Source organism: Burkholderia sp. AU44665 (assembly GCF_030504405.1).
In the GTDB taxonomy this organism is placed as follows: domain Bacteria; phylum Pseudomonadota; class Gammaproteobacteria; order Burkholderiales; family Burkholderiaceae; genus Burkholderia; species Burkholderia semiarida.
Window position 1 is genome coordinate 322462 of the sequence record NZ_JAUJRI010000003.1, and the last position, 24284, is coordinate 346745.

A 24284-nucleotide genomic window follows, 5' to 3' on the forward strand; every position below is an offset into this window, starting at 1 on the left:
GCGGCCTCTGCGAGGCTGCGGCACGACGCATCGACGTCACGCGGGTTCGGCTTTCGGGCCGCATCCACTCAAAAACACATTGGAGACCAGGAGACGCCATGAATCGGGCTTCCAGTACCCTGCTCTGGATCGCGGTCGCGCTGCTCGGCGCGTTCGCATTCGGCACGATCGCACTCGCACACGGCGAGCGCGTCAGTGCCCTCTGGATCGTGATCGCCGCAGTCTGCGTGTATCTGATCGCGTATCGCTTCTACAGCCGTTTCATCGCCAGCAAGGTCATGCAGCTCGACGGGCTGCGGATGACGCCGGCGGTCAAGTACAACGACGGCCTCGACTACGTGCCGACCAACAAGTACGTGCTGTTCGGCCATCACTTCGCCGCGATCGCCGGCGCCGGGCCGCTGGTCGGCCCCGTGCTCGCCGCGCAGATGGGCTACACGCCCGGCATGCTGTGGATCCTGGCCGGCGTCGTGTTCGCGGGCGCCGTGCAGGACTTCATCGTGCTGTTCATCTCGACGCGCCGCGACGGCCGCTCGCTCGGCGACCTCGTCAAGATGGAACTCGGCACGGTGCCCGGCGTGATCGCGCTGTTCGGCGCGTTCCTGATCATGGTGATCATCCTCGCGGTGCTCGCGCTGATCGTCGTGAAGGCGCTGACGAATTCGCCGTGGGGCACGTTCACCGTCGCCGCGACGATTCCGATCGCGCTGTTCATGGGCGTCTACACGCGCTACATCCGCCCGGGCCGCATCGGCGAAGTGTCGATCATCGGCTTCATCGGGCTGATGGCGGCGATCGCGTTCGGCCAGAACGTGGCCGCCTCGCCCACGGTCGCCGCATGGTTCACGTTCAGCGGCACGCAGCTCACGTGGATTCTCATCGGCTACGGCTTCGTCGCATCGGTGCTGCCGGTGTGGCTGCTGCTCGCGCCGCGCGACTACCTGTCGACGTTCCTGAAGATCGGCACGATCCTCGGCCTCGCGATCGGCATCCTGGTCGTCGCACCGGAACTGAAGATGCCCGCGCTGACGAAGTTCGTCGACGGCACGGGCCCGGTGTGGTCGGGCAACCTGTTCCCGTTCCTGTTCATCACGATCGCGTGCGGCGCCGTATCGGGCTTCCACGCGCTGATCTCGTCGGGCACGACGCCGAAGCTGATCGACAACGAAACCAACGCGCGCTTCATCGGTTACGGCGCGATGCTGATGGAATCGTTCGTCGCGATCATGGCGCTGGTCGCCGCGTGCGTGATCGAGCCGGGCATCTACTTCGCGATGAACGCGCCGGCCGCCGTGCTCGGCTCGACGCCGGAAGCGGTCGCGAACACCGTCACGCAATGGGGCTTCGTGCTGACGCCCGACATGCTAACGCAAACCGCGAAGGCCGTCGGCGAAACGACGATCATCGCGCGCGCGGGCGGCGCGCCGACGCTGGCCGTCGGCATGGCGCACATCCTGCACCAGGTGATCGGCGGCGAAGCGATGATGGCGTTCTGGTATCACTTCGCGATCCTGTTCGAGGCGCTGTTCATCCTGACGGCCGTCGACGCGGGCACGCGTGCGGGCCGCTTCATGCTGCAGGATCTGCTCGGCACGTTCCACCCGGCGCTCAAGCGCACCGAGTCGCTGCCCGCGAACCTGGTCGCCACGGGGCTGTGCGTGGCCGCATGGGGCTACTTCCTGTACCAGGGCGTGGTCGATCCGCTCGGCGGCATCAACACGCTGTGGCCGCTGTTCGGCATCTCCAACCAGATGCTCGCCGCGATCGCGCTGGTGCTCGGCACCGTCGTGCTGTTCAAGATGAAGCGCGAGCGCTATGCGTGGGTGACGATCGTGCCGACCGCGTGGCTCCTGATCTGCACGCTGACGGCCGGCTGGCAGAAGATTTTCGACGCGAACCCGAAGGTCAGCTTCCTCGCGCACGCCGCGAAGCTGCAGGCCGCGGTGGACGAAGGCAAGGTGCTCGCGCCGGCGAAGTCGATCGCGCAGATGAAGCGGATCATCTTCAACGACTACATCGATGCGGCGCTGGCCGGGCTGTTCATCTTCGTCGTCGTGAGCATCGCGGTGTACGGCCTGCTCGCCGTGCTGCGCGCGCGCCGCGAATCGAAGCCGACCGTGCGCGAGACGCCGTACGAAGCGATGCCGGCCGCGCAGGCGCTCGGCAGCGGACGTTGAGGAGAGGCCGCGATGTTTACCGATCTCGGCAGCGACCTGCGCAGCGCGGGGCGTTACCTCGGGCAGGCGTTGCGGCTGATGGTCGGCCTGCCCGACTACGACACCTACGTCGCGCACATGCGCGAAACCCATCCGGACCGCGAGCCGATGACGTACGAGGAATTCTTTCGCGAGCGTCAGAATGCGCGGTACGGGTCGGGAGCAGGGAAATGTTGCTGAACCGGCCGTTGCAATGACCTGACGAATCGGTCCGGTTGACGAAACGGAAGCGCCGCGATGGATGTCGCGGCGCTTTTTTTGCGCCGGCCGGCGGCGCATGGCGCTCGCACGCCGTTTGCCCGGGCGCAGCACGGGCTATCCGGCCGCCGGTATCATAGGGCTCCCTCTTTTCCCGATGGACCGCAGGAGAACACGTCGTGCATGCCGGTGAGCGTTTCAACAGCATTTCCCATCTCGTCGGCGCGGTGCTGTCGGTAGCCGGCCTCGTGGCGCTCGTGACGATGGGCGCGCTCGAAGGGGACCCGTACAAGGTGGTGAGCTTCAGCGTGTACGGCGCGATGCTGATCCTGCTCTACGCGATTTCGACGGCGTATCACAGCGTGCGCAACCCGCGCCTGAAGGCGATCCTGCAGAAATGCGACCATGCCGCGATCTACCTGCTGATCGCCGGCAGCTACACGCCGTTCACGCTGGTCACGCTGCGCGGCCCGTGGGGCTGGTCGCTGTTCGGCGTGAGCTGGGGGCTCGCCGTGTTCGGCATCGTGCAGGAACTGACGCTCGGGCGCCGCACGCGCCTGCTGTCGATGATCCTGTACGTGCTGATGGGCTGGCTCGCGCTCGTCGCCGTGCGTCCGCTGATTCATGCGCTGCCGCCCGTGGGCACCGCGTGGCTCGTGGCCGGCGGCGTGATCTACAGCGCGGGAATCTACTTCTTCATCAACGACGAACGCATCCGCCACGGGCACGGTATCTGGCACCTTTTCGTGCTGGCCGGCAGCCTGTGCCAGTTCGTCAGTGTCGCGATGTATGTCGCGTGAGCGGCATGGAGCGTCGGGCAGGTGACGTCCGCGCGTGGCCAGCCGGCCCCAGCATGCGCTACGGGCGCGAGGCGGCCCGCAGCGCGTTGAACCCGGCCAATCCCCAATACACACGATGATGCGCGATCAGCCCGTCGCGCAGATCCATCACTTCGACGAGATCCACCTGGTCGCCGTCCGGCGTTGCGCGCGGGTACTCCCAGACGAGCTGGCGGCCGTTCGAGAAGAACAGCCCGGTCCGGTACCAGCGCCCGAGCCCGTTGTCCGGATCGCGCAGGCCGGCCGCGAAGAAGGCGCCGATCGCGGCCTTGCCGTGCAGCACGCCCGTGCCGTGCGCGGGCCGCGTGGCGACGACGAGCGGCGTTTCGAGCACCGCGTCGTCGGCATACAGCGACATCAGCGCGTCGAGGTCGCGGGCGACGACGGCGGCGTGCCAGTCTTCATGGATGCGCCGGGCGTCGACGTGGGTGTCTGCGGGTGTCATCGCGGGTTTCTGGAAGCCGATCATGGAAACCACTGTAGAGGCGCGCCGCCGCCAGACGTTTCACGTCGACCCGAAACGTGAATGCCTCGCCGCGGCGAAGACGGCAGGGCGCGCGTGCCGTTAGCCGGCCAGCGCGTCGAGATTCAGCGTATACGACTTGCCGATCCACATCGCGCAATCGCGATGGTCGCGCAGGTCGTCGCCGGTATTCGGATGCACGAAGATGTCGAGCGCGCCGTGGTTCAGCACGAGCCAGGGCACGATGTCGTCGAATCGCGCGGCGCCGAACGCGATCTGGTACGACCACGCCGGATGCGGGCCGACGAGGCGTTCGTGAAAGCGGCCGAGTTCGATGACCGCGCCGAACCGCGCGTCGACGACCTGGCGAAACGCCCAGGCCGCGTCGCGGCTCGCCGCATCGAAATAGACGTGCGCGTGCCAACTGTCGATGGCGGTAATGTCGAGAGCGACCATGGAGAGGCTCGATTAAAAATGAAAACGCCTGAGATGCCGTGTGAAACGGCTGATGCGTGATTATCGCGCGTCCTTGCGGCATGCGTCGTGTCCCGATCCGGCAGGCCGACGCGGACGATTTGTCCTGCATCAGAAGAATCGGCTGATCGGATGAAATCGTTTCGGCGGTATCCGCATGCGCGACATCACGCCAAAGCCTTGTCTGCAGGCGCGCCGGCCGGCATCGCGCCGGCAACACGTCATTTCGGAAATTGAAAGAGCGGTATGTGCGCCGAGCCGGATCACCGGTAAGAATCCGATCAGGTCGTTGAATGAAATAAAGAAATTCCGTTTTGAATGGATTCGCGAATGACGCGGCTCATGCGCCGAATGCGCGGCTGAAAATAACAATTGCGGATTCGGCTATTCAACCGGGATGCGGCCCGACATACGATGATTTCAACGCATCGATGCTGGATCGATGCGGGGACAACCATCTGGAGGCCATTATGCGATCCCTCGTTCCCGTTGCCGTTCTTTCTTGCGCACTCGCTGCGTTGCCGGCCGTTAGCTTTGCGCAGTCGATCGGCGTCGCCGACACCCCGAATGCCGCGCCGTTGACCTGGTCGGCGGCGCGTGCCGAAACCGATGCGCAGCTCATGCAGATGACGCGCGCCGGCTATCGCGCGACGACGGCCGGCAACCAGAACTATCCGCTCGCGATGCAGCGTGCGCTCGAGCGCGTGAACAACCCGATGCCCGACCGGTGGCGCGACGAGAAGGCCGCGATGGAAGCGCGGGCGGCCCGCGACGCGCAGAGCGGCCATCCGGTGAAGGCGTTCTTCGTGAAAACCGCGTACTACCTGAAGGGCGACAACACGTTTTGATGCGGGAGACGGACATGGCGTGCCCGAACCGATTGTTCGGCGTGTTGCGTGAGCTGGCGATACGCAGGCTGCCGCAAGCGAGCGCGACGCGACGGCGGGCCGATGTGCGCGGCGTGCGACGTCGGGCGCACGCCCTGCGCGACGCGGGCCGCTGCGCGCGCGTGTGCCGCAGCGCGTGGCCGGGGGCGGCGGCGAACGACGCATGCGCGAGCGAGGGCGAATCATGAAGGTTGCCCGAAAAGGCCGGCGCCATCCGCCGTTGACGCGCGAATGGCTGCTGCCGCTGCCGCTCGCGCATGCACGCGACATCTCGCTGAAATGCCACATGGCGCTGGTCGCGCTGCGCGGCGAGCACGGTAGCGAAGCGCTGCTGATGCGGCTGCGCACGAGCGTGTATCTGGTCTTCCTCGCGCTCGACGATGCGGTCTCCCCCGATGCGACCATCGCCCTGTGCGTCGACGCGGAGCGCGTGCTGGACGCGAGCGCGGCGCGCGCCGCGCAAGGCGGTGCATGGACGCTGCACGCCCACGAATGCGCGGTGCTCGAACGCGTGCTCGCCGCGAACGACGCGTGCGTCGCGACGCTCACGCGGCATCGGCTGGCAGAGCTGTGGCGTCATGTCTGCACGTTCGCTTCCGCCGAACAGCCGGGGTTGGTCGCGCAGGCCGCGACGAAGATGCGGGAGCCGGCCATTCTGCATTGAACGGCTGGCCGACGGCCGCGTTTCATACGTGTCCGATTCCATCGCGCGGCCGCGCGCCGTCTAATGACATGACTGGAACCCGGTGTGGCCGGGCGACGACGATCCATGTTCGCGACGTTCGCGGCGAACGCCGCGATCATGCGTGTCGACGCGAACGCATTCGTTTTCGGTCAGGAGGAGCGATGGCGCTATACAGGAGCGGCGGCTACTTCACGTGCGGAAGTGGCCGCGCATTCAGCGAGAATCTCCCGCCGGGCAGCGAGGTGACGGTGGCGGGCATCTACCGATGCACCGTCTGCGGCGACGAAATCGGCATCGCGAAATCACAGAGATTGCCGTCGGAGGAAGCGCATCGGCACGATCTCGACCCGCCGTCCGATCCGCTGCTCGATCCGGGGCCGACCGCGTGGCAACTGATCGCCGCAGCGGAGTCGCGAAGCTAGGCGACGGACGTTCGTCCCCGCACGTACACGTGCAAGCGCCACGCGTCACACGGCGTCCGACAAAACAAAAGCGCCACGGAGCGAACTCCGTGGCGCTGCTTCGATGCGTGGCCGCTGAAGGCGCGAACCGCCGCGCGGCGAAACGCGCTTAAGCGGCCGTTGCCGACTTCGCCGGCTTCTGCAGCTTGCCCTTGCCGGCGCGCTGGATTTCCTCGAGCTTGATCTCGACGTGGCGCGAGAACACGTACTCGGCCGGACGCTGCTTCGCGATCGAGATGTCCGGTGCGAACGGGCCGTCGGTCTTGATGCCCTTGCGGCTCACGCGCAGCGCCTTCAGCGGGTTCGAGATCGTGTCCATCACGGCCGTGGCCTCGAAGCCGCAGTGGACCATGCAGTCCGCGCACTTCTCGTAGTTGCCGACGCCGTAGTTGTCCCACTCCGTCGTTTCCATCAGCTCCTTGAAGGTCTTCACGTAACCTTCGCCGACCAGGTAGCACGGCTTCTGCCAGCCGAACACCGTACGCGCCGGGTTGCCCCACGGCGTGCACTTGTACGTCTGGTTGCCGGCCAGGAAGTCGAGGAACAGCGACGACTGGCTGAACGACCAGCGCTTGCCGCCTTCGCCGCGCTTCAGGATTTCGCGGAACAGGTTCTTCGTCTTGTCGCGGTTCAGGAAGTGCTGCTGATCCGGCGCGCGCTCGTACGCGTAGCCCGGCGACACGGTGATGCCGTCGACGCCGATCGGGCCCAGCGTGTCGAAGAACTTCGCGACGCGCTCGGGGATCGCATCGTTGAACAGCGTGCAGTTGATGTTCACGCGGAAGCCGCGGCGCTTCGCTTCCTTGATCGCCGCGACCGCCTTGTCGTACACGCCTTCCTGCGACACGGAATGGTCGTGCATGTCCTTGTCGCCGTCGAGGTGGACCGACCAGACGAAATACGGGCTCGGCTGGTAGTCGTCCATCTTCTTTTCCATCAGCAGCGCGTTCGTGCACAGGTACACGAACTTCTTGCGCTTCATGATGCCCTTGACGATTTCCGGCATCTCCTTGTGGAGCAGCGGCTCGCCGCCGGCGATCGACACGACGGGCGCGCCGCACTCGTCGACGGCCTGCAGGCATTCCTCGACGGAAAGACGCTGGTTCAGGATCGGATCCGGATAATCGATCTTGCCGCAGCCGTTGCACGCGAGGTTGCAGCGGAACAGCGGCTCGAGCATCAGCGCGAGCGGATAGCGTTTGTTGCCGGACAGGTGCTGGCGCACGATGTAGGCGCCGACACGGACTTGCTGGAGCAGCGGAATAGACAAGGGATGTCCTCCTTAAACTTCGCGGGCGACAGCTTGCGTGAGCTTCGCCGGCAACTTGAATTCGACTTTTTCTTCACGGCCCGCCATCGTCGCGACCTCGACGGGCCCCAGCGCGCGCAGCGCGCCGATTACATCCTCGACCATTTCCTCGGGCGCCGACGCGCCGGCGGTCAGGCCGACCGTCTGCACGCCCGCGAACCATTCGGCCTTCACTTCCGAGCCGTCGGCGACGAGATAGCTCGGCACACCGCTTTCGGTGCCGATCTCGCGCAGGCGGTTCGAGTTCGAGCTGTTCGTCGCACCGACGACGAGCAGCACGTCAACCTGTTCGCTCAGCTCGCGCACGGCGGCCTGGCGATTCTGCGTGGCATAGCAGATGTCGCGCGTGTCCGGGCCGACGAGGTCGGTGAACCGGCGCTGCAGCGCTTCGATGATGCCGCGCGTGTCGTCCACCGACAGCGTGGTCTGCGTGATGTACGCGACCGGCGTGTCGACGGGCAACGTCAGCGTATCGACTTCGGCCTCGCTCTGCACGAGGATCACCTCGGCCGGAATCTGGCCGATCGTGCCCTCGACTTCCGGGTGGCCCGCGTGGCCGATCAGGATCAGCCGGCGGCCCGCCGCGACGTACTGGCGGCCTTGCACGTGCACTTTCGTGACGAGCGGGCAGGTCGCGTCGAGCACGTCGAGCCCGCGCGTTTGCGCGTCGCGCTCGACCGTCTGGGCGACACCGTGCGCGCTGAAGATCGCGACAGCGCCGTGCGGCACCTCGTCGAGCTCCTCAACGAATCGTGCCCCTTTATTACGCAGATTTTCGACGACATGCCGGTTATGCACGATCTCGTGACGCACATAGACCGGCGCACCGTGCTGTTGCAGCGCGCGATCGACGATCTCGATCGCACGGACAACCCCCGCACAAAAGCCGCGGGGCTGGGCAAGGATGACTCGCATAGGTGAGCGAACTCCGACGACAGACGCCGGGGTTCGAGGCGCTGGCACGCGCTTGCTCGCCCCGGCTTGATGTTATGAAGGCAGGAACGAACCGGCCGGCCAGGCCCCGGAACCCCGAATTAATCGCGCATTTTAACCCTATCGGGCCGTCCTTGCTTCGGTGCCGTATCGACACCGTTGCAATTGCGGGAGAGCCGCGTCGGCGCTGGCGCGCGCGGAACCCGGTAAACTGCGCGGTTTCGCGGGCGGCCGCTCCGGCTGCCCGCCATCGCGCTCATTTCAAGGCCATTCGATGACCGTCGATTCTTACGCGTATTGCCCGTCCGCCCCTGCGGGGCCGGGTGTTTTGTTCCAGACCCTTATTGATGTCGCACGCGCCGGTGCCCGGCAGGGGGCAGGCCGATGATGCTCGCGATCGCCTTCCTGGTGTCCGGCCTGTCGCTGGTGATCTGGATCGTGCTGCTCGTCGCGCGCGGCGGCTTCTGGCGCGCGCAGCCCGCGCGGCCGCTGCCGCCCGGCGCTCGCGGCGCGGCGGCCGAGGCCGGCTGGCCGGCCGTCGTGGCCGTCGTGCCGGCGCGCAACGAAGCCGACGTGATCGCCCGCGCGGCGACTTCGCTGCTCGAGCAGGACTATCCGGGCGACTTTCATCTGATCATCGTCGACGACCACAGCGACGACGGCACCGCCGACGCGGCCCGCGCGGCCGCGCTCGCGATCAACCGCGCCGACCGGCTGACGGTGCTGAGCGCGAAGCCGTTGCCGGCCGGCTGGTCGGGCAAGGTGTGGGCGCAATCGCAGGGGATCGCGGCCGTGCAGACGCTCGGCCTGCCGGCCGACTACCTGTTGCTGACGGATGCCGACATCGGCCATCCGCCCGACGCCGTCGCGCAGCTCGTCACGCGCGCGCAGGCCGAAAATCGCGATCTCGTGTCGCTGATGGTGCGGCTGCGCTGCGATTCGTTCTGGGAAAAGGCGTTGATTCCGGCGTTCGTGTTCTTCTTCGCGAAGCTGTACCCGTTCTCGTGGATCAACAACCCGCGCAACCGGACGGCCGGCGCCGCGGGCGGCTGCATGCTCGTGAAGCGCACGGCGCTCGAGGAAGCGGGCGGCATCGAATCGATTCGCGGCGCGCTGATCGACGACTGCAGCCTTGCCGCGCAGATCAAGCATCGCGGCGGCGGCCGTCATCCGATCCGGCTCGATCTCGCCGATCGCAGCGTGTCGCTGCGCCCGTACGACAGCTGGCGCGACATCTGGAACATGATCGCGCGCACCGCGTTCACGCAGTTGCACTATTCGCCGCTGCTGCTGGCCGGCACGCTGCTCGGGATGACGATCATCTATCTGGTGCCGCCCGTCGCCGCGCTGGCCTACGGCGCGCGCGCATGGCCGGCCTGGCTCGCGTGGGCGTCGATGTGCGCCGCGTATGCGCCGACGCTGCGCTACTACCGGCGCTCGCCGCTGTGGGCGCCCGCGCTGCCGCTCGTCGCGTTGTTCTACGTCGGCGCGACGTTCGCGTCCGCGTGGCGTTACTGGCGCGGCAAGGGCGGCCAGTGGAAGGCGCGCGTGCAGGCGCCGGTGGAGCGCTGACCCACGCCGGCGGATGCCGCTGCCGTACCGATAAACCGGCCCCCTGAAAACACACAGCCCGGATCGACGCAAGCCGATTCGGGCTGTGTGTTCTCCGGCCGGTTGCCGGCCGATGCCGGCGCTTACCGCTGCGTCAGCATCATGTACATCTGGATCACGACGTCCGGCGAGAACGTGAACGGCACCCAGCCGTAGCCCGTGTGGCGCGCGACCAGCAGGCGGTCGCCGTTCGCCTGCTTCTGCACGGCCATCATCGGGTTCTTCGTCGTCACGAAACGCCAGCCGGCCGGAATGCCGGGCGGCGGCTCCGGCTGCATCGACGCGCGTGCATGCGCGAGCTCCTCGATCAACTGGCCCAGTTGCTCGGGATGCAGCGTGATCGACTGGCCGTTGATGGACAGCGTGAGTTCGTTCTGGGACGGGCGCGACACGTGCAGCGTCGCCTTGTCGGCAGGCGCGGCAGCGGCGTCGGCTTCAACCGCGGTTTCGGCTCGTGTGGTCGGAATCGGTGCCGTCTCGGCATCGGCCGGCGCGCCGGCTGCTTCGACCACTTCGACCGTCTCGACCGTTTCAGCCACGGCCGGCGCGGCCGCGTTCACGGACGCTGGCGGCGCCACCGCCGGCTCGACGACTTCAGCCGCCACGGCGGTTGCCGCCGCGCTCGTCGCGGCTTCCTGGACCACGGCCTCGACCAGCGCCTCGGCGTCGGCGATGGCCTTCGCGTGGTGCTGCGCGGCCGCTTCGGCGTGAGCGATCGCCTCGGTATGGCGCTGCGTGATGGCTTCGGCTTCGGCGGTGGCCTCGGCGTGGCGTTGCGCGGCGGCTTCGGCCTGGGCGATCGCCTCGGCGTGGCGCTGCGTGACGGCTTCGGCCTCGGCGGTCGCTTCGGCGTGACGCCGGGCGGCGGCCTGCGTGTCGGCGAGCGCCTGCGTGTGACGCTGGGCGAGCGCCTCGGCCTCGGCGATCGCGGCCCGGTGGCGCTGCGCGGCGGCCTCGGCTTCGGCGGTCGCTTCCGCGTGGCGCTTCGCGGCGGCTTCGGCTTCGGCGGTCGCCGCCGCATGACGTTGCGCGGCCGCTTCGGCTTCGGTCGCGGCAGCGTGATGACGCTGCGCGGCGGCCTCGGCTTCGGCGATCGCCGCGGCGTGCCGCTGCGATGCGGCCTCGGCATCCGCGTGACGTTGCGCGAGCGCTTCGGTCAGCGCGGTGGCTTCCGCATGGCGCTGCGAAGCGGCTTCGGCTTGCGCGGCGGCATCGGTATGACGTTGGGCGGCCGCCTCGGCGACGGCGGTGGCATCGGCATGGCGCCGCTGCGCGGCTTCGGCATCGGCGGCGGCGGCCGTGTGGCGCTGCGCGGCAGCCTTCGCTTCGGCTTCCGCCGCCGCGTGGCGCTCGGCGGCAGCCCGGGCTTCCGCCGCGGCGGCGCGCGCGAAGGCTTCCGCGCTGCGTGCCGCCTGCTGCGCGGCGTGGTGATCGTGGAGGAGCTGATCGACGCCCGTGGTGAGCGAAGCGATCTGATCGTTGAGGTTCATGCGTGTCTTCTCTGCGTAAGACCCGCGATTTTAACCGCTGCACCGATGCCGGTCCGTGCGCGACGTGTAACAAAGTGCGCAAAGCGGCGCGAGGTGCGCCGCTTTGTGTTACTTCAGGTAGCCCGCCGAGCCGAACCAGTCGAGCGCATCGCGCAGCCCTTCGCGATACGGGCGCGCCCGGTAGCCGAGCTCGCGCTCGGCCTTCGCGGACGTGAAATACATCTTGTTCTTCGACATCCGCAGCCCGTCCACGGTGACGAACGGCTCCTTCTTCGTGAACTTCGCGACCGCTTCGGCGCCCACCGCGAGCGGATACAGCGGCCAGCGCGGCAGCGCGATCGTCGGCGCCTTGCGGCCCGTCATCTGCGCGATGTCCGCGAGCATCTGCTGCAGCGGCAGGTTCTCGCCGCCGAGGATGTAGCGCTCGCCGATCCGGCCGCGCTCGAGCGCGAGGAAGTGGCCGTGCGCGACGTCGTCGACGTGCACGAGGTTCAGCCCCGTATCGACGAACGCGGGAATCTTGCCGAGCGCGGCCTCGACGATGATGCGGCCGGTCGGCGTCGGTTTCACGTCGCGCGGGCCGATCGGCGTCGACGGATTGACGATCACGGCCGGCAGCCCTTCGTCGGCGATCATCCGTTCGACCGCGCGCTCCGCGAGCACCTTGCTGCGCTTGTAGACGCCGATCGCCTGCTCGGCCGTGAGCGGCCGGTTCTCGTCGGACGGGTCGCCGGCGCTCGTCACCTTCAGCGTCGCGACGCTGCTCGTGTAGACGATCCGCTCGACGCCTTCCGCGCGGGCCGCGCGCATCGTCGCGACCGCGCCTTCGAGGTTCGCGCGCTCGATCTCGTCGGGATCGGGCGCCCACAGCCGGTAGTCGGCCGCCACGTGCAGCAGGTAGCGCACGCCGCGCAGCGCGGCGCGCATCGACGTCTCGTCGCGCATGTCGCCGGTGACGATCTCGGCATCGAGATCCGCGACGTTCGTGCGCGGGCTGGTCGGGCGCACGAGCACGCGCACCGCATAGCCTTTCTGCTGCGCGATGCGCGCGACGGCCGAGCCGACGAAACCGGACGCGCCGGTGACGAGAACGAGATCGCGGGAAGTATCAGTCATGCGTTTCCTTCTGGGCCGCGCGGGCGGCGCGGCGGTTGGGCATCGGCGAGATTGTACGTGGTCGGCGGGCGCGGCGACGCCCGGCCGGCGCGTGTGCGAAGCGGCCGACGCGACTACAATGCCGGGCTTGAATGCAACGGGAGGGCGACGCGATGAGCCGCAATGAACTGGACGAACGGATCGAGACCTACTACGTGCGGGTGCGCGGCGTCGTGCAGGGCGTCGGCTTTCGTCATGCGACGGTGCGCGAAGCGCATGCGCTGAAGCTGCGCGGCTGGGTCGCGAATCTCGAGGACGGCACCGTCGAGGCGATGATCCAGGGGCCCGGCGCACAGATCGACCGGATGCTCGCGTGGCTGCGTCACGGGCCGCCCGCCGCGCGCGTGACCGAGGTGACGTTCGAGGAACGCCGCACCGAGAAGCGCTTCGAACGTTTCCAGCAGCAGTAAGGGGCACACAACGATCATGACGGGGTATCCGGAGGCGGGGCGCGGCCTCATGCTGTCGGTGATGGCGTCGACGCTGTTCGCGCTGATGTCGGCTTACGCGAAACTGCTCGCGCCGCTCACGGGGCTCGACATCTTCGCGTGGCGCATCCTCTGGACCGCGCCGGGCGCGCTCGCGCTGATCGCGCTGCGCGGCCGCTGGCCGGCGCTCGTCGCCCTCGCCGCGCGCGGTGCGCGCGACTGGCGCCTGCTGATCGCGCTGCCGGTGAGCGCGGCGCTGCTCGGCGTGCAACTGTGGCTGTTCCTGTGGGCGCCGCTGCACGGCCGCATGCTCGAAGTGTCGCTCGGCTATTTCCTGCTGCCGCTGACGATGGTGCTCGTCGGCCGCTTCTACTATCGCGAACGGCTCGACCCGCTGCAATGGGCGGCGGTCGCCTGTGCGGCGCTCGGTGTCGCGCACGAGGTGTGGGCGACGCGCGCGTTCGCGTGGCCGACGCTGGTCGTCGCGCTCGGCTATCCGCCGTATTTCGTGCTGCGCCGGCGCATCAGCGCCGATTCGCTGGCCGCGTTCGCGATCGAGATCGTGCTGCTGTGCCCGGTCGCGTTCGCGATGGTCGCGGCGAGCACGACGCGTGTCGCCGGCCATCCGCTGCTGTGGGCCGCGCTGCTGCCGGGGCTCGGCATTCTCAGCACGCTCGCGCTCGCGAGCTACCTGAAGGCGAGCCGCATGCTGCCGATGGCGCTGTTCGGGATTCTCGGCTACGTCGAGCCGGTGCTGCTCGTCGTGGTGTCGCTGCTGCTGCTCGGCGAAACGCTGAGCGTCGCGCAGCTCGCGACGTACGGGCCGATCTGGGCTGCCGTCGCGCTCACCGCGTGGCACGGCGCGATGCTGATGCGGCGCCTGCCCGCGCGCGGGTAACGGCCTCGTCGCGATGCGCGGGCCGTGCGGAAACGTGCCGCGCATCGCGTGCTTCATCGACCGTCGAACGGCGCCCGTTTCGCTGCCGAATCCCGCCGAATCCAATCGGTACCGACCGGCAACCGACGCCGCGCTGACGCGAATCTGGCGACGCCGCCAGCTTCGTTGCGCCACGCTCGCGCTTGTAATCGAAGAGAAGATTCAGTTGCATTTTGTTACTTAGGGTCTCCGCTGATCGGCCATTAGACTGACCTGACCGACTTCCCTTCGTATGCAGATTTTCGATGAACGGTCATCTCCGTGCCTGGCCAGCCGGGTTGGCGCGATACGGGCATACGCGTATCGCCGCCGATCGCGTTCGCCTGCTTGTTCCCGATCCCCTCCCCGGTGCGCGTTGCACCGCCGCCGTACAGGTGCGCTCATGTCGTTGAGCCCGCTGCATTCCACGATGGTGCAGCCGCCGCGCAGCGGCCGCCTGATCGAAATCGATTTCTTCCGCGGGCTGGTGCTGTTGATGATCGTCGTCGATCACATCGGCGCGAGCGTGCTGTCGCGCGTGACGCTGCACGCGTTCGCGCTGTGCGATGCGGCCGAGGTGTTCGTGTTCCTCGGCGGCTTCGCGACCGCGAGCGCGTACGGCGCGATCGCCGAGCGGCACGGCGCGCGCGCCGCGCAGCAGCGGTTCGTGCGGCGCGCGATGCAGATCTACCGCGCGTTTCTCGCGACGTCGACGCTGATGCTCGTCGTGTCGGCGGTGCTCGACCACTACGGGATCGATGCGCCGAACCTCGCGCTCGACGACGTCAGCGTGATGCTCGCGTCGCCGCTCACGGGGCTCGCCGAGCTGCTGACGTTCCAGCGCCAGCCGTATCTCGCGTCGGTGCTGCCGATGTACGTGCTGTTCGCGCTCGCGTCGCCGGTGCTGGTGCCGTTCGCGCGGCGCCATCCGTGGCCGCTCGTCGCGCTCAGCGTCGCGTCGTGGCTCGCGGCGGCCTGGCTCGGCCCGGAGCTGCTGGACACCGATGGCTTCCGCTGGAGCTTCAACCCGTTCGCGTGGCAACTGATGTTCGTCGCCGGCGTGCTCGCGCGCTGCCAGCCGTTCTACCGGCGCATCGCGCTCGGCCGCTGGGGCGCCGCGGCGACCGGGCTCGCGTGCGCGATCGTGCTCGGTTGCGCGAGCTACAAGCTGTTCTCGGGGCTACCGGTGCCGGAAGGCGTGTTCAAGCGCGATCTCGCGCTGCCGCGCGTCGTGAGCTTCGCGGCCGTCGCGTGGCTGATGGCCGATTGCGTGCGCTTCGGCTGGATCGCGCGGATCGCGCAGGGCGTGCGGCCCGTCGTGGCGGTCGGCCAGCGCGGGCTGGTCTGCTTCGTCGCGGGCGCGGCGATCTCGCTCGTGATCGATTCGCTGCTGCATCCGGTCGTGCGCGGCGCCGATCTGCGGCATGTCGGCGTGGGCCTCGTGGCCGACGCGTGCGCGCTCGGGCTGATGATGGCGGTGGCCGGTTCGGGAACGTGGATCGCGCGATGGCGCGGCGCGGCGGCGTAGGCGCGCGGAAGCGGCGTATGCGGCGCGGCAGGCGCCGCGCGGCGTCAGTGAGGTGAGCCGATACGGGCGCGGGGCGTGGCGGTGGCGTCGTCGGGTTCGGCGTCGTCGCGTTCGTCCTGCGCCGGCTCGTCGCGCTCCGCGAGCACCGCATCGGCTTCGGCCGCGGCCCGGGCGGCGCGCATCGCGGTGCAGCGCTGCGCGTGCCGGATGTCCGACAGGATCCTCAAAAGCCGCGTCGTCTTGCTTTTCATCGTGTTCTCCCGCCAGTGCGCATCTCGCGAAGCGGATGCGTTGCCTGCAACCAGTGTAGGACGCGTTCGCGTTTCTGGCGGGAGAATGTGGCGTGCACGCCGCACGCCGAGGGATAGTCCTTACTGCGCGGCGGCGGCCTGCGCCTGCAGCGCTTCTTCGCGGCGCTCGTCCGTGCAGCGCTGATGCTGGCGCGACAGGCGGTTCATCAGCGGCAGCAGCAGCAGCGCGAGCAGCATGCCGATCGCGGCGAGCCAGCCGAGCTTCTCGAACAGCGACAGGTAGAGCGGCAGCGATTCGGTGGCCGGCAGTTCGTGCGACGGCATCTGCGCGAAGTTCGCGACGACGCTGCCCAGATACTGCGACACGCCCGTCGCGACGAAATACGCGCCCATCATGAAGCCGCTCATGCGCGCCGGCACGTAGCGGGCGATCATCGCGAGGCCGAGGCCGCTCACCAGCAGCTCGCCGAGCGAGTACAGGCCGTAGCCCCACACCATGAACCACGACGACACGCGGCCGTCGACCGCATAGCGGCCGCTGATCGTGAACACCAGGTAGCCCGCGGCGACCGCACCGAAACCGAGCGCGTACTTCGCGGCGACCGGCAGATCGCGCCCGCCCTTCGCGACGGCGTTGTAGACCCACACGAGCACCGGGCTCAGCAGCATGATCCAGATCGGGTTCAGCGCCTGGAACTGCGCGGCGCTCCACGTGAACAGCGTCGTGCCGAACAGCATGAAGCGCGGATCGACGTTGCGCAGCGCGAACAGCGTCAGCGACGTCGACATCTGCACGTAGAAGATGAAGAACAGGATCACCTGGCCGATCAGCACGAGCGCCGCGATCAGGCCCGCGCGCTCCGAGCGCTCCGACTTCGCGATCATGTACGCGAAGATCGCGAGGATCGCGAATGCGGCCGTCCACACGCTCGCGACCGCGAGCTGCTTGTGCTGCAGCACGTACAGCGTGATCAGCGCGAGCGCGACGCCGCCGGCCGCGACCGCGCCGAGGCGCTTCCAGCGGATCGGCTCGTCGTCCGGCTGCGAGCCGACGTGCGCGAGCGTGCGGTGCATCAGCATGAAGTTGAGGATCGCGAGCAGCATGCCGCCGCAGCAGACCGCGAACGCGGTGTGCCAGCCCCAGTGATCCTTGATCCACGGCGTCGCGAGCATCGACACCGTCGAGCCGATGTTGACCGCCATGTAGTAGATCGTGAACGCGCTGTCGATGCGCGCGTCGTCGCCTTCGTAGATGCGGCGCACGAGGTTCGCCGCGTTGGCCTTGAACAGGCCGTTGCCGACGACGATCACGCCGAGCGACGCGTACATGTACGCCAGGTGATCGTTCGGCACCGCGAGCATCAGGTAGCCGGCGCACAGCACGGACGCGCCGATGATCATCGTGCGGCGCGCGCCGAGCACCTTGTCGCCGATCCAGCCGCCGATCGACGGCGCGGCGTAGACGAGCGCGGTGAACGCCCCCCAGGTCAGGTTCGCGTGGCTGTCGGTGAAGCCGAGCCGGTCGACCATGAAGAGGACCAGGAGCGCGGCCATGCCGTAGTAGCCGAAGCGCTCCCACATTTCGATGAGGAAGACCGTCGTAAACGATCGGGTCTGTGAAACAGGTGCTTGCATCATCAATCTCGTTTGAAACGGACGGCGCGGATCGCGCGTCGCCTTGGGGTCGAACTGGCGCCGGAGCACGGTGGCCGGGTAGGCTTGGCGTCGGCGATGGAGCAGTCGGGCGGTTAGCCCGGGCCGGGGTCGAACTCCGCGTTGGAAGGCGGAGCAAGCCCCCGACCGGCGCGCGAATGGTAACGTTTGCCGGTCCGGTGCGTCGGGTCCGCGCCACTTAGGGAAACTCCCGATATGGCAGCAGCTTTCAGGAACATTTGTCTCATCATCTACTTGTAAGCTTCGCGACCGTTCTCCGCAAATTCCCGGAGAGCCGCTTGCAGCTTGCCTGTGAAGCCGGCGAGTCTGGCAAGATAGCGCGTCGTTTCGCTCGCTTCGGCCCCTGTTTAGTGCACCGGGCTCAACGCCGAAAGCGTGTACGAAACCGAAGATTAAGCTATCTCTAATTAACTTAGTTACTTTCCATCAAACATTTTTTGACGACCACTTTTCGGCCTGCTATGGTTCCCCCCACTGAAAACTCGCGATCGGCAGACGCTGTCGCACTGGGCAGCAAGATTCGCGCGTTGCGCCAACGTCTGAAGCGCACGCTCGACGACACCGCTACCGCCGCGGGGATTTCGAAGCCGTTTCTGTCTCAAGTCGAGCGCGGGCTCGCGTCGCCGTCACTGACGTCGCTGGCCGGTATCGCCCACGCGCTCGGCGTGACGGTGCAGTACTTCGTGGATACGCCGAGCGAGGAACGCTCGGTGTGCCGAGGCGATCAGTTGCGCTTCTTCGGGTTTGCCGATTCGGCGAACCTGTTCGCGCGACTGACGAACGTGTCCGAAGGGCGCCAGTTGGAGGCGATCCTCGTGAGGATGCCGCCGGGGCAGAAGCGGTCGGAGGTGACGACACATGCAGGAGAGGAGTTCCTGTACGTGATTGAAGGGGAAGTGTCGCTGACGCTGGAAGGCAAGACGTTCGTCCTGCAGGCCGGGGACAGTTCGCACTATCAGTCGACGGTCCCGCACAGCTGGGTCAACACCGCGAAGATCGAGTCGGTGGTGGTCTGGGTCGGTACGCCGCGGCTGTTCTAACGCACGGGTATTCCTTCGTTTCTTCGACGGGATGCCCGTCGAAAGAAATGTAAGGAATACTAACATGCAATACGAGAACCACGGGCCTCCCCGATCGCTGCACCCGTCAGCGTCTCACGCGTAAGCCGCGGCATCCGCCGCGCGACGCCCACCGAACCACCTTCTCAAAACCGCCACGATGAAATCCTTGCATGCCATGTCGGCCGTGCTGGCCGCGCTCGCCCTGACGACGCCCGCCGCCCACGCCGTGACCGTTCCGTCCAACGTCGCGCTCGCTCCCCAACAGGACCTCACGCGCCAGGTGCCGGCCGAAGTCGAGTCGCTCGACCCGGCGCACATCGAATCGTGGACCGGCAACACGATCGGCCTCGACCTGTTCGAAGGGCTCGCGCGCATCGACGCCGCCGGCCAGATCGTGCCGGGCGTCGCGCTGTCGTGGGAACGCAAGACGCCGCAGACCTGGATCTTCAAGCTTCGCCACGACGCGAAGTGGAGCAACGGCCAGCCGGTGACGGCCGCCGATTTCGTCTACTCGTGGCAGCGTCTCGTCGATCCGAAGACGGGCTCGAAGTACACGATCCTCGTCGAGTTCATCAAGAACTCGAAGGACATCATCGCCGGCAAGGCCGCGCCGTCGACGCTCGGCGTGCGTGCGGTCGATCCGTACACGCTGGAAGTGACGACCGACGTGCCCGTCGCGTTCTTCCCCGAACTGACCGCGATGGCGCCGCTCGCGCCGGTGAACAAGGACGTGGTCGCGAAGTTCGGCGACGCGTGGACGCGCCCGGGCAACATCGTCAGCAACGGCGCGTACCAGCTCGCCGACTGGCAGCCGAACAACCGCATCGTGGCGACGAAGGACGCGAAGTACTGGAACGCGTCGAAGGTCGTGATCAACAAGGTCACGTACCTGCCGATCGAAAGCGACGAAACCGCGATGCGCATGTACCAGGCCGGCCAGATCGACTACAGCTACTCGATCCCGTCGGGCATCTTCCAGCAGGTCAGCAAGCAGTTCGGCGGCGAGCTGCGCCAGGGCCTGCAGCTCGCGACCTACTACTACTACCTGAACAACAGCGACGCGGCGCTGAAGGACAAGCGCGTGCGCCAGGCGCTATCGATGGTGATCGATCGCGACGTGCTCACGTCGAAGCTCACGCAGGCCGGCGAGAAGCCGATGTACGGGCTGATGCCGAACGGCACGAAGGGCGTGCAGCAGCCGTTCACGCCGGAATGGGCGTCGTGGCCGATGGCCAGGCGCGTCGCGGCCGCGAAGGACCTGCTCAAGCAGGCCGGCTACTCGGACGCGAAGCCGCTGTCGTTTACGCTCACGTACAACACCAACGACCTGCACAAGAAGGTCGCGCTGTTCGCCGCGTCGGAGTGGCGCACGAAGCTCGGCATCAACACGAAGCTCGAGAACGTCGAGTTCAAGGTGCTGATGAAGCAGCGGCACGACGGCAAGGTGCAGATCGCGCGTGACGGCTGGTTCGCCGACTACAACGACGCGATGACCTTCTTCGACCTGATCCGCTGCGGCAGCGCGCAGAACACCGTCGGCTACTGCAACAAGCAGGTGGACGCGCTCGTCGAGGAAGGCAACCAGAAGCTCGACGACCAGGCGCGCGCCGCGCTGCTCACGCAGGCGCACGACATGGCGATGAAGGACACGCCGATGGTGCCGCTGTTCCAGTATTCGGCCGACCGTCTCGTGAAGTCGTACGTTGGCGGTTATTCGCTGAAGAACGTGATCGACATGCGCGCCTCGCAGGACATGTACCTGATCAAGCACTGAGCGGAGCGATCATGCTGGCCTACGCATTGAGGCGCACGTTGTGGGCGGTGCCGACGATCCTCGCGGTCATCACCGTCTGCTACCTGCTGCTGCACTTCACGCCCGGCGGCCCGTTCGATACGGAGAAGCAGTTGTCCGCCGCGACGCTCGCGAACCTGAACGCGAAGTACCACCTCGACGAGCCGCTGTGGAAGCAGTACCTGCTGTATCTCGGCTCGCTGCTGCACGGCGATCTCGGCCCGTCGTTCCGTTACGTCGACTGGTCGGTCAACGATCTCGTGAAGAAGGCGCTGCCCGTGAGCCTCGGCGTCGGCGGCGTGTCGATCCCGATCTCGATCGTGCTCGGCGTGCTGCTCGGCACCGTCGCGGCCGTGCGCCGCGACAGCGTGATCGACCGCTTCGTGATGCTGATCGGCAACTTCGGCAACGTCGTGCCGCCGTTCGTGCTCGGCCCCGTGATGGTGTGGATCTTCGCGATCCTGCTGAAGACGTCGGAAGGCAACGGCTGGCTGCCGGCCGGCGGCTGGGGCGACGGCGGCTGGCGGTACCGGCTGCTGCCGATCGCGCTGCTGACACTCATCAACGTGTCGCTGCTCGCGCGCGTGATGCGCGGCTCGATGATCGAGACGCTGTCGAGCAACTACATCCGCACCGCGCGCGCGAAGGGCCTGCCGGGCTCGACCATCGTGCTGCGCCACGCGCTCAAGCCCGCGCTGATGCCGGTCGTGTCGCTGTTCGGCACGGTCTGCATCACGTCGATCACGGCGGCCGTCGTCACCGAATCGGTGTTCGCGCTGCCGGGCCTCGGGCAGCTCGTCGTGAACGGCGCGATCAACCGCGACTACACGCTGGTGCTCGGCCTCGTCGTGCTGACGACCGTCTTCGCGGTGCTGTTCAACCTGCTGGTCGACCTCGCGTACGCGTGGCTCGATCCGCGCATCCGTTATTGAGCGAGGCACAGCGATGACCCCGACCACTCCCGTCGTCGGCCTGCCCGTGCAGACCGATTCGCCGCCGCGTTCGCGCTCGCCGCTCGAGCTGGCGTTCGCACGCTTCCTTCACAACCGTGCGGCCGTGTTCAGCCTCGTGCTGCTCGCGCTGATCACGCTCGCGTGCTTCGTCGGCCCGTGGCTGCTCGCGGCCGATCCCGCCGCGAGCGACTGGGCCTCGATCAGCCTGCCGCCGACCTGGGCGAACCAGCACTGGTTCGGCACCGACGAGCTCGGCCGCGACCTGCTCGTGCGCACGCTGATCGGTGGCCGCGTATCGATCGAGGTCGGCCTGCTCGGCACGCTCGTGTCGGGCCTGTTCGGCGTCGCGTGGGGCGCGACCGCCGGCTTCGCGGGCGGCCGCGTCGACGCCGTGATGATGCGCGTCGTCGACATGATGTACGCGATCCCGTACCTGCTGATCGCGATCCTGATGATGACCCTGTTCGGCCGCTCGTTCATGCTGGTCGTGCTGACCATCAGCGCGTTCTCGTGGATCGACATGGCGCGCGTCGTGCGCGGCCAGACGCTGTCGCTGCGCAACCGCGAGTTCGTCGATGCGGCGCGCGCGATCGGCGTGTCGCCGGCGTCGATCGTGCTGCGCCACGTCGTGCCGAACCTGCTCGGCGTGGTCGTCGTGTACGCGACGGTCTCGGTGCCGAACATCGTGCTCACTGAATCGGTGCTGTCGTTCCTCGGCCTCGGCGTGCAGGAGCCGATGACGAGCTGGGGCGTGCTGATCCAGGACGGCGCGCAGAAACTGGAATCGATGCCGTGGCTGCTGCTGGCCCCGGCCGTCATGCTGTGCGTGACGCTCTACTGCGTGAACTTCGTCGGCGATGGCCTGCGTGACGCGCTCGACCCGAAGGATCGCTGAAGATGGCCGCTCTATTGGAAGTTGAAAACCTCGGCGTGCGCTTCACGCGCAAGGATGCGCCGCCGATCGACGCCGTGAACGGCGTGTCGTTCTCGCTCGAAGCCGGCAAGACGCTCGGCATCGTCGGCGAATCGGGCTCGGGCAAGAGCCAGACCGTGATGGCGCTGCTCGGCCTGCTGGCCGGCAACGGCACGACGACGGGCGCCGCGCGCTACCGCGGCGACAACCTGCTCGACATGGATACGCGCGCGCTGAACGCGGTGCGCGGCGACCGCATCGCGATGATCTTCCAGGATCCGATGACGTCGCTCAATCCGTTCCTGACGATCGAGCGGCAGATGACCGAGACGCTGCAGCTGCATCGCAAGCTGTCGCGCAAGGAAGCGATCAAGCGCGCGATCGAGGCGCTCGAATCGGTGCGCATTCCCGACGCCGCGCGCCGCATCCGCATGTATCCGCACGAGTTCTCGGGCGGCATGCGGCAGCGCGTGATGATCGCGATGGCGCTCTTGTCCGAGCCGGAAATCCTGATCGCCGACGAGCCGACCACCGCGCTCGACGTGACCGTGCAGGCGCAGATCATCGACCTGCTGCGCGAGCTGAACCGCGAGCGCGGCACCGCGATCGTGCTGATCACGCACGACATGGGCGTGGTCGCCGGCCTCGCCGACGACGTGATGGTCATGTACGCGGGCCGCACCGTCGAATACGCGCCGGCCGACTCGATCTTCGCGGCGCCGTCGCATCCGTACACGATCGGCCTGCTCAACGCGCTGCCGCGCCTGACCGATGCGGACGATGCGCCGCTCGTCGCGATTCCCGGCAACCCGCCGATGCCCGGCACCGCGCCGGCCGGCTGCGCGTTCGCGAAGCGCTGCACGTATGCGGAAGAACGCTGCGGCGCCACGCGCCCGGCGCTCGAAACCTATGGCGCCGCGGGCGCGGTGCGCGCGTGCCACCGGCCCGTGGCCGATTTGATCGGAGGTCTGCGATGAGCGTCGATGAACGCCGCCAAGCCGGCGCGACGGACGACACGCTGCTGTCCGTCGACAATCTGAAAGTGCATTTCCGCGTGCCGCTCGGCGGCTATCCGTGGTCGCCGAAGGGCACGCTGCGCGCGGTCGACGGCGTGTCGTTCGACGTGAAGCGCGGCGAGACGGTCGGGCTCGTCGGCGAATCGGGCTGCGGCAAGTCGACGCTCGCGCGCGCGCTGATCGGCCTCGTGCCGATGACGGCCGGCACCGTGAAATGGCGCGGCCAGGCCGTCGCGCCCGATCACCTGCGCGGCACCGCGATGCGGCGCGAAGTGCAGATGATCTTCCAGGATCCGCTCGCGTCGCTCGACCCGCGCATGACGATCGAGCAGGTCGTCGCGGAGCCGCTCGTCACGCATCACGCGGGCCTCGGTCGTACCGAAGTGCGCCGCCGCGTGATCTCGATGCTCGAACGCGTCGGCCTGAACGCGCATCACCTGCTGCGTTATCCGCATGAATTTTCCGGCGGGCAGTGCCAGCGCGTCGGCATTGCGCGCGCGCTGATCAGCGAGCCGAAGCTCGTGATCTGCGACGAACCGGTATCGGCGCTCGACGTGTCGATCCAGGCGCAGATCGTGAACCTGCTGCGCGATCTCCAACGCGAACTGTCGTTGTCCTATCTGTTCGTCGCGCACGACCTGGCGGTGGTGAAGGCCATCAGCCAGCGCGTGCTCGTGATGTATCTCGGCCGCGTGATGGAGTTCGGCACGCGGCATGACGTGTACGGCGTGCCGCAGCACCCGTACACGAAGGCGCTGCTCGATGCGGCGCCGACGCCGGAGCCGGCGCGCGAGCGTGCTCGCCGTCCGATGCTGCTGGCGGGCGAGATGCCCTCGCCGCTCAACCCGCCGTCCGGCTGCGCGTTCCGCACGCGCTGTCCGGTCGCGATCGACGCATGCGCGCGGGACGTGCCGCTGCCGGAAGTGCGGCAGGGGTCGGCGGCGCGCGTCGCATGCATCCGCGCGGGCGCGGCGTGCTGAAGTGACACAGCAAACATAACCAGGGCAGGTCAACAGGGGTAGGTGCGGCGC

General features: G+C 67.7%; 25 protein-coding genes. 17 read left to right on the forward strand and 8 right to left on the reverse strand.

Annotation, left to right across the window (positions count from 1 at the left end; genetic code table 11):
• Positions 1–98: 98 nt before the first annotated feature.
• The 3 genes from QZM15_RS09965 (at position 99) to QZM15_RS09975 (ending at position 3214) form a co-directional block, all read left to right on the forward strand.
• Positions 99–2177 carry a carbon starvation CstA family protein gene (locus tag QZM15_RS09965; protein WP_059581690.1) on the forward strand — a complete coding sequence of 693 codons (2079 nt, stop codon included), beginning with the start codon at positions 99–101 and terminating at the stop codon, positions 2175–2177.
• A gap of 12 nt (positions 2178–2189) precedes the next feature.
• The gene (locus QZM15_RS09970; protein WP_027781714.1) at positions 2190–2396 is read left to right on the forward strand and encodes a YbdD/YjiX family protein; all 207 of its coding nucleotides are present in this window, start codon (positions 2190–2192) and stop codon (positions 2394–2396) included.
• Between the two features lie 197 nt (positions 2397–2593).
• A complete protein-coding gene (locus tag QZM15_RS09975) occupies positions 2594–3214 on the forward strand; it encodes a hemolysin III family protein (protein WP_060968207.1) in 621 nt (206 codons plus the stop codon).
• Between the two features lie 58 nt (positions 3215–3272).
• On the opposite strand, the gene QZM15_RS09980 is transcribed toward QZM15_RS09975, so the two are convergent.
• Both QZM15_RS09980 and QZM15_RS09985 read right to left on the reverse strand, forming a co-directional pair.
• On the reverse strand, positions 3273–3698 hold the full coding sequence (locus QZM15_RS09980; RefSeq protein ID WP_302106296.1) for a nuclear transport factor 2 family protein: 426 nt from the start codon (positions 3696–3698) through the stop codon (positions 3273–3275).
• Between the two features lie 120 nt (positions 3699–3818).
• Positions 3819–4172: a DOPA 4,5-dioxygenase family protein gene (locus QZM15_RS09985; RefSeq protein WP_059581700.1), complete on the reverse strand. Its 354-nt coding sequence runs from the start codon at positions 4170–4172 to the stop codon at positions 3819–3821.
• A 175-nt stretch (positions 4173–4347) separates the two neighbouring features.
• Between QZM15_RS09985 and QZM15_RS09990 the strand changes: the two genes are divergently transcribed.
• The 4 genes from QZM15_RS09990 (at position 4348) to QZM15_RS10005 (ending at position 6184) form a co-directional block, all read left to right on the forward strand.
• Entirely contained in the window at positions 4348–4524 is a 177-nt protein-coding gene (locus QZM15_RS09990) for a hypothetical protein (protein ID WP_155753852.1), read from the forward strand.
• Positions 4525–4660: 136 nt separating this feature from the next.
• Complete coding sequence (locus tag QZM15_RS33975; RefSeq protein WP_060011197.1) at positions 4661–5038, forward strand: hypothetical protein; 378 nt, start codon at positions 4661–4663, stop codon at positions 5036–5038.
• 223 nt (positions 5039–5261) lie between these two features.
• Complete coding sequence (locus tag QZM15_RS10000; RefSeq protein WP_060011201.1) at positions 5262–5741, forward strand: hypothetical protein; 480 nt, start codon at positions 5262–5264, stop codon at positions 5739–5741.
• Between the two features lie 182 nt (positions 5742–5923).
• Positions 5924–6184: a hypothetical protein gene (locus QZM15_RS10005; RefSeq protein WP_059581711.1), complete on the forward strand. Its 261-nt coding sequence runs from the start codon at positions 5924–5926 to the stop codon at positions 6182–6184.
• 148 nt (positions 6185–6332) lie between these two features.
• Here QZM15_RS10005 and hpnH read toward each other — a convergent pair whose 3' ends face one another.
• Together hpnH and ispH are read right to left on the reverse strand one after the other, a co-directional pair.
• A complete protein-coding gene (gene hpnH, locus QZM15_RS10010; protein ID WP_006480287.1) occupies positions 6333–7493 on the reverse strand; it encodes an adenosyl-hopene transferase HpnH in 1161 nt (386 codons plus the stop codon).
• Positions 7494–7505: 12 nt separating this feature from the next.
• On the reverse strand, positions 7506–8447 hold the full coding sequence (ispH, locus tag QZM15_RS10015) for a 4-hydroxy-3-methylbut-2-enyl diphosphate reductase (protein ID WP_059581714.1): 942 nt from the start codon (positions 8445–8447) through the stop codon (positions 7506–7508).
• A 402-nt stretch (positions 8448–8849) separates the two neighbouring features.
• On the opposite strand from ispH, the gene QZM15_RS10020 reads away from it, so the two are divergent.
• A complete protein-coding gene (locus tag QZM15_RS10020; protein WP_302106297.1) occupies positions 8850–10037 on the forward strand; it encodes a glycosyltransferase in 1188 nt (395 codons plus the stop codon).
• A gap of 122 nt (positions 10038–10159) precedes the next feature.
• On the opposite strand, the gene QZM15_RS10025 is transcribed toward QZM15_RS10020, so the two are convergent.
• Together QZM15_RS10025 and hpnA are read right to left on the reverse strand one after the other, a co-directional pair.
• A complete protein-coding gene (locus tag QZM15_RS10025; RefSeq protein WP_302106298.1) occupies positions 10160–11566 on the reverse strand; it encodes a phage tail protein in 1407 nt (468 codons plus the stop codon).
• A 108-nt stretch (positions 11567–11674) separates the two neighbouring features.
• Positions 11675–12682 (reverse strand): hopanoid-associated sugar epimerase, encoded by a 1008-nt coding sequence (gene hpnA / locus QZM15_RS10030; protein ID WP_057925559.1) that lies wholly within the window; start codon positions 12680–12682, stop codon positions 11675–11677.
• Between the two features lie 152 nt (positions 12683–12834).
• Here hpnA and QZM15_RS10035 point away from each other — a divergent pair, with 152 nt between their 5' ends.
• From QZM15_RS10035 to QZM15_RS10045, 3 genes are all read left to right on the forward strand, one after another.
• Positions 12835–13131 carry an acylphosphatase gene (locus QZM15_RS10035; RefSeq protein WP_006480292.1) on the forward strand — a complete coding sequence of 99 codons (297 nt, stop codon included), beginning with the start codon at positions 12835–12837 and terminating at the stop codon, positions 13129–13131.
• 16 nt (positions 13132–13147) lie between these two features.
• Positions 13148–14047 (forward strand): EamA family transporter RarD, encoded by a 900-nt coding sequence (gene rarD / locus QZM15_RS10040; protein WP_302106299.1) that lies wholly within the window; start codon positions 13148–13150, stop codon positions 14045–14047.
• Positions 14048–14468: 421 nt separating this feature from the next.
• Complete coding sequence (locus tag QZM15_RS10045; RefSeq protein WP_302106300.1) at positions 14469–15593, forward strand: OpgC domain-containing protein; 1125 nt, start codon at positions 14469–14471, stop codon at positions 15591–15593.
• Positions 15594–15637: 44 nt separating this feature from the next.
• Here QZM15_RS10045 and QZM15_RS10050 read toward each other — a convergent pair whose 3' ends face one another.
• Positions 15638–15844 carry a hypothetical protein gene (locus QZM15_RS10050; protein WP_302106301.1) on the reverse strand — a complete coding sequence of 69 codons (207 nt, stop codon included), beginning with the start codon at positions 15842–15844 and terminating at the stop codon, positions 15638–15640.
• Between the two features lie 120 nt (positions 15845–15964).
• Positions 15965–17482, reverse strand: a complete 1518-nt coding sequence (locus tag QZM15_RS10055) for a peptide MFS transporter (RefSeq protein WP_059608903.1) — start codon at positions 17480–17482, stop codon at positions 15965–15967.
• 497 nt (positions 17483–17979) lie between these two features.
• Here QZM15_RS10055 and QZM15_RS10060 point away from each other — a divergent pair, with 497 nt between their 5' ends.
• The 6 genes from QZM15_RS10060 to QZM15_RS10085 all read left to right on the forward strand — a co-directional run bounded on the left by QZM15_RS10060 (position 17980) and on the right by QZM15_RS10085 (position 24233).
• Positions 17980–18558, forward strand: coding sequence for a cupin domain-containing protein (locus QZM15_RS10060; RefSeq protein ID WP_011548888.1), 579 nt, complete (start codon positions 17980–17982; stop codon positions 18556–18558).
• A 178-nt stretch (positions 18559–18736) separates the two neighbouring features.
• The gene (locus QZM15_RS10065; RefSeq protein WP_059581732.1) at positions 18737–20353 is read left to right on the forward strand and encodes a peptide ABC transporter substrate-binding protein; all 1617 of its coding nucleotides are present in this window, start codon (positions 18737–18739) and stop codon (positions 20351–20353) included.
• Positions 20354–20364: 11 nt separating this feature from the next.
• A complete protein-coding gene (locus QZM15_RS10070; protein WP_059581735.1) occupies positions 20365–21303 on the forward strand; it encodes an ABC transporter permease subunit in 939 nt (312 codons plus the stop codon).
• A 13-nt stretch (positions 21304–21316) separates the two neighbouring features.
• Positions 21317–22219, forward strand: a complete 903-nt coding sequence (locus tag QZM15_RS10075; protein WP_059644373.1) for an ABC transporter permease — start codon at positions 21317–21319, stop codon at positions 22217–22219.
• Positions 22220–22221: 2 nt separating this feature from the next.
• Positions 22222–23214 carry an ABC transporter ATP-binding protein gene (locus tag QZM15_RS10080; protein ID WP_226288862.1) on the forward strand — a complete coding sequence of 331 codons (993 nt, stop codon included), beginning with the start codon at positions 22222–22224 and terminating at the stop codon, positions 23212–23214.
• Complete coding sequence (locus tag QZM15_RS10085; protein WP_059581742.1) at positions 23211–24233, forward strand: ABC transporter ATP-binding protein; 1023 nt, start codon at positions 23211–23213, stop codon at positions 24231–24233. Before QZM15_RS10080 ends, QZM15_RS10085 begins: the two co-directional genes overlap by 4 nt.
• Positions 24234–24284: the final 51 nt, after the last annotated feature.